The organism is Pseudomonas sp. LPB0260 (assembly GCF_013388395.1).
The window spans coordinates 3,831,023-3,844,185 of the sequence record NZ_CP058247.1; the positions used below are offsets into that span (position 1 = coordinate 3,831,023).

The window sequence follows — 13,163 nt, forward strand, 5'->3', positions numbered from 1 at the left end:
CATGCTGGCGTATATCATTCGTCGCCTGCTGCTGATCATCCCAACGCTGTTCGGCATCCTGCTGCTCAATTTCATCATCATCCAGGCCGCCCCCGGCGGCCCGGTGGAACAGATGATCGCCCAGCTGGAAGGCTTCGAGGGCGCCACCAGCCGCATCGCCGGCGGCGGCGCCGAGGTCGCCGTGGCCAGCTCCAACTACCGCGGCGCCCAGGGCCTCGACCCCGAGCTGGTCGCCGAAATCGAGCGTCTGTACGGCTTCGACAAACCGGCGCCGGAACGCTTCTGGATCATGCTGAAGAACTATGCCCAACTGGATTTCGGCGAGAGTTTCTTTCGCGATGCCCAAGTGATCGACCTGATCATCGAGAAGATGCCGGTTTCGGCATCCCTCGGGCTGTGGAGCACCCTGATCATGTACCTGGTGTCCATCCCCCTGGGCATCGCCAAGGCGGTGCGCCATGGCAGCGCATTCGACGTCTGGACCAGCTCGGCGATCATCGTCGGCTATGCCATTCCCGCGTTCCTGTTCGCCATCCTGCTGATCGTGCTGTTCGCCGGCGGCAGCTACTTCGACTGGTTCCCCCTGCGCGGCCTGACCTCGAACAACTTCGACCAGCTCAGCCTCGGTGGCCAGATACTCGACTACTTCTGGCACCTGGCCCTGCCGGTCACCGCCCTGGTGATCGGCAACTTCGCCACCCTGACCCTGCTGACCAAGAACAGCTTCCTCGACGAGATCAACAAGCAGTACGTGACCACCGCCCGGGCCAAGGGCCTGTCGAAGAACGGCGTGCTCTATGGCCATGTGTTCCGCAACGCCATGCTGATCATCATCGCCGGCTTCCCCTCGGCGCTGATCGGCATCTTCTTCACCGGCTCCTTGCTGATCGAGGTGATCTTCTCCCTCGACGGCCTCGGCCTGATGAGCTTCGAAGCCGCCATCAACCGCGACTACCCGGTGGTCTTCGGCACCCTGTTCATCTTCACCCTGCTGGGGCTGGTCTTGAAACTGATCGGCGACCTCACCTACACACTGGTCGATCCACGCATCGACTTCGAAAGCCGGGAGCATTGAGATGGCCTTGTCTCCTATCAATCAACGGCGTTTCGAACTGTTCAAGGCCCACAAGCGCGGCTGGTGGTCGTTGTGGATCTTCCTCGCCCTATTCGTCCTGACCCTGGGTGCCGAGCTGATCGCCAACGACAAACCGCTGGTGGTGCAGTACGACGGCCAATGGTACTTCCCGGTGCTCAAGCGCTACCCGGAGACCACCTTCGGCGGCGAGTTCCCCTTGCAGGCGAACTACAAGAGCCCCTATATCAAGGGCTTGATCGCCGAGAAGGACGGCTGGATGCTCTGGCCGCCCATCCCCTTCAGCTACTCCAGCATCAACTACGACCTGGAGGTGCCTGCCCCCGCGCCGCCTTCCGCGGCGAACTGGCTGGGCACCGACGACCAGGGCCGCGACGTGCTCGCCCGGGTGATCTATGGCTTTCGCATCTCGGTGCTGTTCGCCCTGACCCTGACCGTGCTCAGTTCGATCATCGGTGTGCTCGCCGGCGCCCTGCAGGGCTTCTACGGCGGCTGGGTCGACCTGCTCGGCCAGCGCTTCCTCGAGGTCTGGTCGGGCCTGCCGGTGCTCTATCTGCTGATCATCCTGGCCAGCTTCGTGCAACCGAACTTCTGGTGGCTGCTGGGCATCATGCTGCTGTTTTCCTGGATGAGCCTGGTCGACGTGGTGCGCGCCGAATTCCTTCGCGGCCGCAACCTCGAGTATGTGCGGGCGGCCCGCGCCCTCGGCATGGAGAACGGCGCCATCATGCTGCACCACATCCTGCCCAACGCCATGGTCTCGACCATGACCTTCATGCCCTTCATCCTCACCGGCGCCATCGGCACCCTGACCGCCCTGGACTTCCTCGGTTTCGGCCTGCCCCCGGGCGCGCCGTCGCTGGGCGAGCTGGTCGCCCAGGGCAAGTCCAACCTGCAGGCGCCCTGGCTCGGCATCACCGCATTCTCCGTGCTGGCCCTGATGCTCAGCCTGCTGGTGTTCATTGGCGAAGCGGCGCGCGACGCCTTCGACCCGAGGAAATGAGATGAACGACTCAGCCCCCCTGATCGAAGTCCGCGACCTCGCCGTCGAGTTCGTCATTGGCGAGCAGAAACAACGCGTGGTCGAAGGCGTCAGCTTTTCCATCAAGCGCGGCGAGACCGTCGCCCTGGTCGGCGAGAGCGGCTCCGGCAAGTCGGTCACCGCCCACTCGATCCTGCGCCTGCTGCCCTACCCCCTGGCGCAGCACCCGAGCGGCAGCATCCACTACGCCGGGGAAGACCTGCTCAAGCTCGACGAGAACCGTCTGCGCGGCATCCGCGGCAACCGCATCGCCATGGTCTTCCAGGAGCCCATGACCTCGCTGAATCCGCTGCACAGCATCGAGAAGCAGATCAACGAGGTCCTCGCCCTGCACAAGGGGCTCACCGGCAAGGCCGCCACCGAACGCACCCTGGAACTGCTCGATCTGGTCGGCATTCCGGAGCCGCACAAGCGCCTCAAGGCCTACCCCCACGAACTCTCTGGCGGCCAGCGCCAGCGCGTGATGATCGCCATGGCCCTGGCCAACGAGCCGGAACTGCTGATCGCCGACGAGCCGACCACCGCGCTGGACGTCACGGTGCAGCTGAAAATCCTCGAACTGCTCAAGGAGTTGCAGGCCCGCCTGGGCATGGCGCTGCTGCTGATCAGCCATGATCTCAACCTGGTGCGAAGAATTGCCCATCGGGTATGTGTCATGCAGAGCGGAAAGATCGTCGAACAAGCGTCGTGTGAAAAGCTGTTCCGTGCACCGCAGCATGCCTATACCCAGGAACTGCTCGGCGCCGAGCCCAGCGGCGACCCAGTCGCCGTCAGTGCCGGCGCGCCATTGCTGGAGGTCGACGACCTGCGTGTGTGGTTCCCGATCAAGAAGGGGCTGCTCCGGCGTACCGTCGACCATGTGAAGGCCGTGGACGGAATCACCTTCAGCCTGCCTCAGGGCCAGACCCTGGGCATAGTCGGCGAGAGTGGTTCCGGCAAGTCGACCCTGGGCTTGGCTATCCTGCGGCTGCTCGGCAGCCAGGGCGCCATCCGTTTCCAGGGCCAGGAATTGCAAGGGCTGTCGCAAGACGGCGTGCGCCCCCTGCGTCGACAGATGCAGGTGGTGTTCCAGGACCCGTTTGGCAGCCTGAGTCCGCGGATGTCGGTGGGCCAGATCGTCGGCGAAGGTCTGCACATCCATCGCATGGGCACGCGGGAGGAGCAGGAACAGGCGATCATCGACGCGCTCGTGGAGGTGGATCTGGATCCGGAGACCCGGCACCGCTACCCCCACGAGTTCTCCGGCGGGCAACGGCAGCGGATCGCCATCGCCCGCGCGCTGGTGTTGAAGCCGGCGCTGATACTGCTGGACGAGCCGACTTCGGCGCTCGATCGCACAGTACAGCGCCAGGTAGTGGAGCTGTTGCGATCGCTGCAGGTCAAATACAACCTGACGTATCTGTTTATCAGCCACGATCTGGCGGTGGTTCGGGCATTGAGCCACCAGCTGATCGTGGTCAAGGAAGGACAAGTGGTGGAACAGGGATCGGCGGAGCAAATCTTCGCCGCTCCGCAACATATTTATACTCAGCAGCTACTGGAAGCCGCCTTTCTGGCTCCGGGCACTGCTGACTAATCCTTGAAAGCAGGAAGAGGAAGAGCACACATGGGTTTTCTAACCGGTAAGCGCGTACTGATCGTTGGCGTTGCCAGCAAATTGTCCATCGCCTCGGGTATCGCCGCGGCCATGCACCGCGAAGGCGCCGAGCTGGCCTTCACCTATCAGAACGAGAAGCTCAAGGGCCGTGTCGAGGAATTCGCCGCCGGCTGGGGCTCGGGCCCCGAGCTGTGCTTTCCTTGCGACGTGGCCAGCGATGACGAGATCGTCAGCGTGTTCGAGGCCCTGAGCAAGAAGTGGGATGGCCTGGACTGCATCGTCCACTCGGTCGGCTTCGCCCCGGGCGACCAGCTCAACGGCGACTTCACCGATGTCACCACCCGCGAAGGCTTCAAGATCGCTCACGACATCAGCGCCTACAGCTTCGTCGCCCTGGCCAAGGCCAGTCGCGAGATGATGAAGGGCCGCAACGGCAGCCTGCTGACCCTGTCCTACCTGGGTGCCGAGCGCACCATGCCCAACTACAACGTGATGGGCATGGCCAAGGCCAGCCTGGAAGCCGGCGTCCGCTACCTGGCCGCCAGCCTCGGCCCGGAAGGCACCCGCGTCAACGCCATCTCCGCCGGCCCCATCCGCACCCTCGCTGCCAGCGGTATCGCCAGCTTCCGCAAGATGCTCGCCGCCAACGAGAAGCAGACCCCGCTGCGTCGTAACGTGACCATCGAGGAAGTCGGCAACGCCGGCGCCTTCCTCTGCTCCGACCTGGCCTCGGGCGTGAGCGGCGAGATCATGTACGTCGACGGTGGCTTCAACACCACGGCCATGGGCGCCATGGAAGACTGATCGGCGAAACGCCGACAATAAAAAAGCCCGCTTTCGCGGGCTTTTTTATTGTCGGTCGGCTATCAGAATCGCTCGATATCCGCCCGGGCTTCCAGCTGCTTGCGGAACGCGGCGAAGTCCTGCTGGCCGCTGCGCGACGCCAGGAACTGCCGATACATGGACTTCTCCTCGTCCGCCAAGGGCTCCTGGGGCTCGCTCACGCCACTGAGGCGAATCAGCACGAAGTCGCCATTGCCGAGGCCTACGCCGGCAAAAGTCGGCTGCCCTGCATCGACGGGCTTGGGCATGCGGAACACCGCCTGCAGCACCGATGGCTCGACGCCTTCCTGGCTGCGTGTGGCCGCCTCGACCGGTTGCCAGGTCTGGGCCTGCTCAGCCGGCGTCTGGCCGTCGCGCAACGCCGCCAACAGCTCCTCACCCTTGGCTTTCGCCGCCTCGCTGGCGCGAACCTGAGTCAGGTGCGCACGGATGCTGTCGGACACCTGATCCAACGCCAACTGCTCGGGCTTCTTGTGCTCTTTGACACGCACCACAACGACCGTATTGGGGTCGAGCTCAATGGTGCTGCTGTTGCGCCCGTCTTCCAGCGCGTCCTCACTGAACGCTGCCTGAATGACCTGGCGGTTGGCGGTCAGTCCTTCGCCGCCCTCGCGACCGAAGGCCTCGCTGGTCTTGATCTCAAGCCCCAACTCCTCCGCCGGCTGATCCAGGTCGGAAGCCTCGAAGGCCAGGTCTTCAAGTTGCTTGGCGGCTTCGACGAAACGCTGCTCGACCTGCCGGGCCTTCAAGTCCCGCACCAGCTTATCTTTCAGGCTGGCAAGGCTCGGCACCTCAGGTGCCTGCACGCCCAACAGCTTGATCAAGTGCCAGCCGAACTCGCTGCGTACCGGCGCCGAGACCTGATTCTCGCCCAGCGCATACAGCGCTTCCTCGAAGGCCGGGTCGTAAACACCCTGCCCGGCATAGCCCAGATCACCACCCTCGCCGGCCGAGCCCAGGTCATCGGAAAACTCTTTGGCCAGCGCCGCGAAATCTTCGCCCTGCTGCAGACGCTTCTGCACGCCCTCGATCTTGGCCTTGGCCTGCTCATCGCTTAGCGAATCGCTCACCTCTACCAGGATATGCGCGGCCCGGCGCTGCTCAGCCAGGTTGGCGATCTCGCTCTGGTAGGCGCTCTGCAGATCCTCGTCAGACACCTCGACCTGTTCGAAGAAGGCATCCTTGGTCAGCTCGACATACTCCAGGACTACCTGCTCCGGGCTCATGAACTGCGCCGCCTGGGCTTCGTAGTACGCCTTGACGTCATCTTCGCTCAACTGCACCGCCGCGGTATCGGCCGGCACCTTCAGCATGGCGAAATCACGGGTCTGCTTCTCCAGACGGGCAAACGCCTCGACCTGGGCATCGGTGACGAAAGCGCTGCCGGCAAGTCCCGCACGCAACTGACCGATGAGCATTTCCTGCGCCAGCATCTGGCGGAACTGCAGGCGGCTGTAGCCCAGCTGGCGAATGACCTGATCGAAACGCTCTGCGCTGAACTTGCCCTCGACCTGGAATTCCGGCGTTTGCAGGATCAGCTGGTCAAGCGCCTGCTCGGAGAAGGCAAAGTCGGCATCGCCAGCAGCCTGAAGCAGCAAGGTGCGCTCGATCAGCCCCTTCAGCGCCGCCTCGCGCAGCAGCTTCTCGTCCAGCAAGGAGGCGTCGAAGTCCTTGCCGAGCTGCTGCAGCAACTGACGGCGCTGCATCTCGACCGCCTGTACCAGCTGATTCAAGCTGACCTTCTCGCCGTTGACCTCGGCGGCATTCTGACTGTTGCTGGTACTGGTGAAAATGGCCTCGACGCCGGTAAATGCCAGCAGCACGACGATGAGGCCGATAATGGTTTTGGCGATCCAACCCTGTGAGTTGTCCCTGATGTTCTGCAGCATGCGTCCCCCAGAACGGCTGTACTAAAACAAGCAGCCGCGCAGCGTGGGTAATATCCGGATAGAAGAAAGGCGCATCCTAGGATGCGCCTTCGCGTAACTGGCGGAGCGAACGGGGCTCGAACCTGCGAACCCCGGGTGACAGACCGGCATCCAAGCAGCCGGTTACCGCTCCGCTGCCAGATCAACCTCACGGCCGACCTGGTAGGGCAAGGCCCGAAGGACGCTTAGTTGACGGCGTCTTTCAGGGCTTTGCCAGCTTTGAAACCTGGGATCTTAGCGGCGGCGATGCTGATCGGCTTACCGGTCTGCGGGTTGCGGCCGGTGCGAGCGGCGCGCTCCTTGACTGCGAAAGTGCCGAAACCAACCAGTACAACGGAGTCGCCAGCCTTGAGAGCACCGGTGACGGATTCAATCACTGCATCCAGCGCACGGCCGGCAACAGCTTTCGGGATATCAGCAGATGCAGCGATGGCATCGATCAGTTCCGACTTGTTCACTCTTAAGTCCCCTTAATTTCTGTTGAGTTTGTTTCTTGATTTTTAGTGTAAGCAAAGCGGGTGCTGGGTGGCGTGCCGACACAATAAGAGCCGCTTTATAACAAGGGCCCTAAAATTGTGTCAAGGAAGCCCCCCGGCTAATGCGTGCTGATTCGCTCCTTGGAGTCAGAATCGCGCTTCTCATCCTTTGCAACCAGCTCGGGAGCCGCATCGGGCAAGGGCTCCGGGGCGTATTGCAGCGCAATTTGCAGGACTTCGTCAATCCATTTAACCGGCTTAATCTGCAGGTCCTGCTTTATATTTTCTGGAATTTCTTTCAAGTCCCGCACATTTTCTTCGGGAATGATCACAGTTTTGATTCCGCCGCGGTGTGCCGCCAGCAACTTTTCCTTTAGGCCGCCAATAGCGAGAACCTGACCGCGCAGGGTGATTTCGCCGGTCATGGCCACATCCGCGCGCACCGGGATCTGGGTCAGCGCCGAGACCAGCGCGGTGCACATGCCCACGCCTGCACTGGGACCATCCTTGGGCGTCGCGCCCTCCGGCATGTGGATATGAATGTCCCGCTTCTCATAGAAATCCAGCGCCACGCCCAGGCTCTTGGCCCGACTGCGTACCACGGTCTGCGCGGCGGTAATCGATTCCACCATCACATCGCCCAGCGAGCCAGTTTTGATCAACTGGCCCTTGCCAGGCACCACCGCCGCCTCGATGGTCAGCAGCTCTCCCCCCACCTGGGTCCAGGCCAGCCCGGTCACCTGACCGATCTGATCCTCCTGCTCGGCCAGGCCATAGCGATGCTTGCGCACCCCGAGGAAGTGCTCCAGCGACTCGGCGGTCACCACGACCTCGAAGCGCTTCTCGCGCGCATGCTCCTTCACCGCCCGACGGCAGACCTTGGCGATCTGTCGCTCAAGACTGCGCACACCCGCCTCGCGGGTGTAGTAACGAATGATGTCGCGGATCGCCGCCTCCTCGAACGCCAACTCGCCTTTCTTCAGGCCATTGGCCTGGATCTGCTTCGGCGCCAGGTACTTGATGGCGATATTGACCTTCTCGTCCTCGGTGTAGCCGGGTAGGCGAATCACTTCCATGCGATCCAGCAGGGGCGCCGGGATGTTCATGGAGTTGGCGGTGCAGAGGAACATCACGTCGGAGAGGTCGTAATCGACCTCCAGGTAATGGTCGTTGAAATTGTGATTCTGCTCCGGATCGAGCACCTCTAGCAGCGCCGAGGCAGGGTCGCCACGCATGTCCTGCCCCATCTTGTCGATCTCATCGAGCAAGAACAGCGGATTGCGCACGCCCACCTTGGTCATCTTCTGGATCAGACGACCGGGCATCGAGCCGATATAGGTACGACGGTGACCGCGGATCTCCGCCTCGTCCCGCACGCCACCCAGGGCCATGCGCACGAACTTGCGGTTGGTCGAATGGGCAATGGACTCGGCCAGGGACGTCTTGCCCACCCCCGGCGGCCCGACCAGGCAGAGCACCGGCCCCTTGATCTTCTTCACCCGCTTCTGCACGGCGAGGTACTCGAGGATGCGCTCCTTGACCTCTTCCAACCCGTAATGGTCGGCATTGAGAATGGCCTCAGCCCGAGCGAGGTCCAGACGCACCTTGCTATGCGCCTTCCACGGCACATTAACCAGCCAGTCGATATACGAACGCACCACGGTGGCTTCGGCCGACATCGGCGACATCTGCTTGAGCTTGTTTAGCTCGGTCTGGGCCTTGTCGTAGGCCTCCTTGGTCAGCCCGGCGCTCTCGATGCGCTTTTTCAGCTCGTCCAGCTCGCTGTGGCCTTCGTCGATGTCGCCGAGCTCCTTCTGAATGGCCTTCATCTGCTCATTCAGGTAGTACTCGCGCTGGCTGCGCTCCATCTGCTTCTTAACCCGGCCGCGGATGCGTTTTTCCACCTGCAGCAGGTCGATCTCTGCATCCAGCAGGGCCAGCACGTGCTCGACCCGCGCGGACAGGTCGGTGATCTCCAGGATTTCCTGCTTCTGCTCGATCTTCAGCGCCATGTGCGCCGCCATGGTGTCGACCAGGCGGCTGGGCTCGTCGATGCTGTTGAGCGACGACAGCACCTCGGCCGGCACCTTCTTGCCGAGCTGCACATACTGCTCGAACTGGCTGAGCAGGCTGCGCACGAAGACCTCGGACTCGCGCTCGGCGGCCTCCACCTCGTCGAGCAGCTGTACCTCGGCGCGGCAATGGCCATCGGCCTCGATGAAGCGCTCGATCTCGCCGCGCTGCTCGCCTTCGACCAGCACCTTGACCGTGCCATCCGGCAGCTTCAACAACTGCAGCACCGTCGCGACGGTGCCGACCCGGTAGAGCCCCTCCTCACCCGGATCATCATCCGCGGGGTTCTTCTGGGCGAGCAGCAGGATCTGCTTCTCCCCGGTCATCGCCGCCTCGAGGGCTTCGATGGATTTCTCGCGCCCGACGAAAAGCGGGATCACCATGTGCGGATAGACCACGACATCGCGCAGCGGCAGGAGAGGCAATTCGATGGTTGTCTTCATGATTTCGGCTCTACGGCGGCCATACGGCCGTAAACAGTTGGGATTACCCTTGGCCCTAAGATGGGGGTAGCCCCAGCAAAAAACAAGCGTTAGCACCGGAAATGCAAAGGGGCCCGCAGGCCCCTTTGCATTCAGGATGAAACGATCACGCGTCAGGCGCAGCCTTGGCAGGCGGCTCGCTGTTCTCGTAGATCAGCAGCGGCTTGGACGAACCGTCGATGACGCTTTCGTCGATCACCACCTTGCTGACTTCCGACTGCGAAGGGATCTCGTACATGGTGTCGAGCAGGATACCTTCGAGAATCGAACGCAGGCCACGGGCCCCGGTCTTGCGCTCCAGCGCCTTGTGCGAGACTGCTTTCAGGGCGTCCGGACGGAACTCCAGCTCGACCCCTTCCATCTCGAACAGCTTGGCGTACTGCTTGGTCAGAGCGTTCTTCGGCTCGGTCAGAATCTGCATCAGCGCCGCCTCGTCCAGCTCTTCCAGCGTCGCGATGACCGGCAGACGGCCGACGAACTCCGGAATCAGACCGAACTTCACCAGGTCATCAGGCTCGACCTCGCGCAGCGACTCGCCGACCTTCTTACCCAGGTCCTTGCTGCGCACCTCGGCATTGAAGCCGATGCCACCCTTGGTCGAACGCCCCTGGATGACCTTCTCGAGGCCGGAGAAGGCACCGCCACAGATGAACAGAATGTTGCGTGTATCGACCTGCAGGAACTCCTGCTGCGGATGCTTTCGCCCCCCCTGCGGAGGCACCGAAGCGACCGTGCCTTCGATCAGTTTCAGCAGAGCCTGCTGCACGCCCTCACCGGAAACATCGCGGGTGATCGAGGGGTTGTCGGACTTGCGCGAGATCTTGTCGATCTCGTCGATGTATACGATGCCCATCTGGGCCTTCTCTACATCGTAGTCGCACTTCTGCAGCAGCTTCTGGATGATGTTCTCGACATCTTCCCCGACATAACCCGCCTCGGTGAGGGTGGTGGCATCGGCGATGGTGAACGGCACATTGAGCAGGCGTGCCAGGGTCTCGGCGAGCAAGGTTTTACCCGAGCCGGTCGGACCGATCAGCAGGATGTTGCTCTTGCCCAGCTCGACGTCATCCTTCTTGTCACGCTGGTTGAGACGCTTGTAGTGGTTGTATACCGCCACCGACAAGACCTTCTTCGCACGCTCCTGACCGATCACATACTGATCCAGGATGGTGCTGATCTCCTTTGGCGCAGGCAGCTTGTGCGCGCTGCTCTCGGCCTGGGCTTCCTGCACCTCCTCGCGGATGATGTCGTTGCACAGGTCGACGCACTCGTCGCAGATAAAGACAGAGGGGCCGGCAATCAATTTGCGCACTTCGTGCTGGCTCTTGCCGCAGAAGGAGCAATAAAGCAGCTTGCCGTTGTCCTCGCCGTTGCGGGTATCAGTCATTCGATCAATCCAATACGGTAGGCTTGAAACACAAGATGAAGGCAAATGCGGGCGTTTTCAAGCCCGCGCAGCGGCCGGGATCTCCTGCCGCTGCCTGGTTAAGCCGCTTAGCCCGCCAGCTGACGCTTGCTCAGCACCTGATCGATCAGGCGATACTTCACCGCGTCTTCACCGCTCATGAAATTGTCACGATCAGTGTCGCGGGCGATCACCTCGATCGGCTGACCGGTGTGGTCGGCAAGAATCTTGTTCAGGCGCTCGCGAATGGTCAGGATCTCGCGGGCGTGGATCTCGATGTCCGAGGCCTGGCCCTGGAATCCGCCCAGCGGCTGGTGAATCATCATCCGCGAGTGCGGCAGGCAATAGCGCTTGCCTGCAGCGCCGCCAGCCAGCAGCAGAGCACCCATGCTGCATGCCTGACCGATACAGATGGTGGAAACATCCGGCTTGATGAACTGCATGGTGTCGTAGATCGACATGCCCGCGGTAACCGAGCCACCCGGGGAGTTGATGTACAGGTGGATATCCTTGTCCGGGTTCTCAGCCTCGAGGAACAGCAGCTGAGCGGCAACCAGGTTGGCCATGTAGTCTTCGACCGGACCGATCAGGAAGATCACCCGCTCCTTGAGCAGGCGCGAATAGATGTCGTAGGCGCGCTCACCGCGGGCCGACTGCTCGATCACCATCGGCACCAGGCCGCCGGCCGCTTGAATATCAGGCATGTGTTGCATAAAAGGATTGCGGGACATGTCTTGCACTCGCTCCCTAAATAGTCATGTCACAAATACGCATAAGCCAGCGCGGAGGCTGGCTTATGGCGTGTTCGAACGAGGTAAAGAATCAGTCGGCTTTGGGCGCTTCCGCCGGCTTGACAGCTTCTTCGTAAGAGACCGATTTATCGGTCACGTTGGCCTTCTGCAAAACAGTATCTACAACTTGCTCTTCCAGCACAACCGAACGCACTTCGTTCATCTGCTGGTCGTTCTTGTAGTACCAGGCCACAACCTGCTCGGGCTCCTGATAAGCCGAAGCCATCTCCTGGATCAGCTCGCGCACGCGCTCTTCGTCCGGCTTCAGCTCGAACTGCTTGACCACCTCGGCGACGATCAGGCCCAGCACCACGCGGCGCTTGGCCTGCTCTTCGAACAGCTCAGCCGGCAGCTGCTCGGGCTTGATGTTGCCACCGAACTGCTGGACGGCCTGAACGCGCAGGCGGTTGACCTCGTTACCCAGCAGCGCCTTCGGCACCTCGATCGGGTTGGCAGCCAGCAGACCGTCCATGACCTGGTTCTTCACCTTGGACTTGATGGCCTGACGCAGCTCGCGCTCCATATTCTTGCGAACTTCGGTGCGGAAACCTTCGAGACCGCCCTCCTTCACGCCGAACTGCGCGAAGAACTCTTCATTCAGCTCAGGCAGCTGCGGCGCGGACACGCTGTTCACCGTCACGGTGAACTCGGCCACTTTGCCGGCCAGATCCAGGTTCTGGTAATCCTCGGGGAAGGTCGGATTGATCACACGCTCTTCACCAGCCTTGGCGCCGATCAGGGCGTCCTCGAAACCAGGGATCATGCGGCCGGAACCGAGCACCAGCTGAGTCGCCTTGGCGGAACCGCCGGCGAAGGCTTCGCCTTCGATCTTGCCGACGAAGTCGATGTTCAGCTGGTCGCCATTTTCGGCGGCGCGCTCGACGACTTCGAAGCGAGTGTTCTGCTTGCGCAGGATGTCCAGCATGTTGTCCAGATCGGCATCAGCCACTTCGGCCTGCAGACGCTCGACTGCGATCGACTCGAAACCCTGAACCTCGAACTCCGGGAACACCTCGAAGGTGGCCACGTACTCCAGGTCCTTGCCCTTCTCGAAGGTCTTCGGCTCGACGGCCGGCGCGCCGGCAGGGTTCAGCTTCTGCTCGACAACGGCTTCATAGAAGGTTTCCTGGATCAGGTCACCCAGGGCTTCCTGACGCGCCGAGGCTTCATAGCGCTGGCGAATCACGCTCATCGGCACTTTGCCGGGGCGGAAGCCAGGAACCTTGGCACGACGGGCAGTCTGCTGCAGACGCTTGTTGACTTCAGTCTCGATGCGCTCGACGGGAACGCCGACGGTCATGCGGCGCTCAAGAGCAGAAGTGCTTTCAACAGAAACTTGCATGGATATTCCTCGTTGCACAGACATAAGCCGGCCGTTTCCGGCCCCAGATCAAGGGCATGCATTCTAGAGGGTCAATTTGCAGAAGTCACCC

10 protein-coding genes are annotated in these 13,163 nt (G+C 61.9%); 4 read left to right on the forward strand and 6 right to left on the reverse strand.

Annotated elements, in window-relative coordinates:
• Position 1: 1 nt before the first annotated feature.
• Genes LPB260_RS17135 through fabI form a run of 4 tightly spaced genes read left to right on the forward strand, consistent with a single transcriptional unit; the run spans position 2 to position 4,536 of the window.
• Positions 2-1,075, forward strand: coding sequence for a microcin C ABC transporter permease YejB (locus tag LPB260_RS17135; protein ID WP_208707011.1), 1,074 nt, complete (start codon positions 2-4; stop codon positions 1,073-1,075).
• A 1-nt stretch (position 1,076) separates the two neighbouring features.
• Positions 1,077-2,096, forward strand: a complete 1,020-nt coding sequence (locus tag LPB260_RS17140; RefSeq protein WP_208707012.1) for an ABC transporter permease — start codon at positions 1,077-1,079, stop codon at positions 2,094-2,096.
• Position 2,097: 1 nt separating this feature from the next.
• Entirely contained in the window at positions 2,098-3,711 is a 1,614-nt protein-coding gene (locus LPB260_RS17145; protein WP_208707013.1) for an ABC transporter ATP-binding protein, read from the forward strand.
• 30 nt (positions 3,712-3,741) lie between these two features.
• Positions 3,742-4,536 carry an enoyl-ACP reductase FabI gene (fabI, locus tag LPB260_RS17150; protein ID WP_208707014.1) on the forward strand — a complete coding sequence of 265 codons (795 nt, stop codon included), beginning with the start codon at positions 3,742-3,744 and terminating at the stop codon, positions 4,534-4,536.
• A gap of 62 nt (positions 4,537-4,598) precedes the next feature.
• Here fabI and LPB260_RS17155 read toward each other — a convergent pair whose 3' ends face one another.
• The 6 genes from LPB260_RS17155 to tig form a co-directional block, all read right to left on the reverse strand.
• On the reverse strand, positions 4,599-6,464 hold the full coding sequence (locus LPB260_RS17155) for a SurA N-terminal domain-containing protein (RefSeq protein ID WP_208707015.1): 1,866 nt from the start codon (positions 6,462-6,464) through the stop codon (positions 4,599-4,601).
• A 224-nt stretch (positions 6,465-6,688) separates the two neighbouring features.
• A complete protein-coding gene (gene hupB / locus LPB260_RS17160; RefSeq protein ID WP_003239952.1) occupies positions 6,689-6,961 on the reverse strand; it encodes a nucleoid-associated protein HU-beta in 273 nt (90 codons plus the stop codon).
• A gap of 137 nt (positions 6,962-7,098) precedes the next feature.
• Positions 7,099-9,495, reverse strand: coding sequence for an endopeptidase La (lon, locus tag LPB260_RS17165; protein WP_208707016.1), 2,397 nt, complete (start codon positions 9,493-9,495; stop codon positions 7,099-7,101).
• A gap of 145 nt (positions 9,496-9,640) precedes the next feature.
• The gene (gene clpX, locus LPB260_RS17170) at positions 9,641-10,921 is read right to left on the reverse strand and encodes an ATP-dependent Clp protease ATP-binding subunit ClpX (protein ID WP_208707017.1); all 1,281 of its coding nucleotides are present in this window, start codon (positions 10,919-10,921) and stop codon (positions 9,641-9,643) included.
• 107 nt (positions 10,922-11,028) lie between these two features.
• A complete protein-coding gene (gene clpP, locus LPB260_RS17175) occupies positions 11,029-11,670 on the reverse strand; it encodes an ATP-dependent Clp endopeptidase proteolytic subunit ClpP (RefSeq protein WP_208707018.1) in 642 nt (213 codons plus the stop codon).
• A 91-nt stretch (positions 11,671-11,761) separates the two neighbouring features.
• The gene (gene tig / locus LPB260_RS17180; RefSeq protein ID WP_208707019.1) at positions 11,762-13,072 is read right to left on the reverse strand and encodes a trigger factor; all 1,311 of its coding nucleotides are present in this window, start codon (positions 13,070-13,072) and stop codon (positions 11,762-11,764) included.
• Between the last annotated feature and the right edge of the window lie 91 nt (positions 13,073-13,163).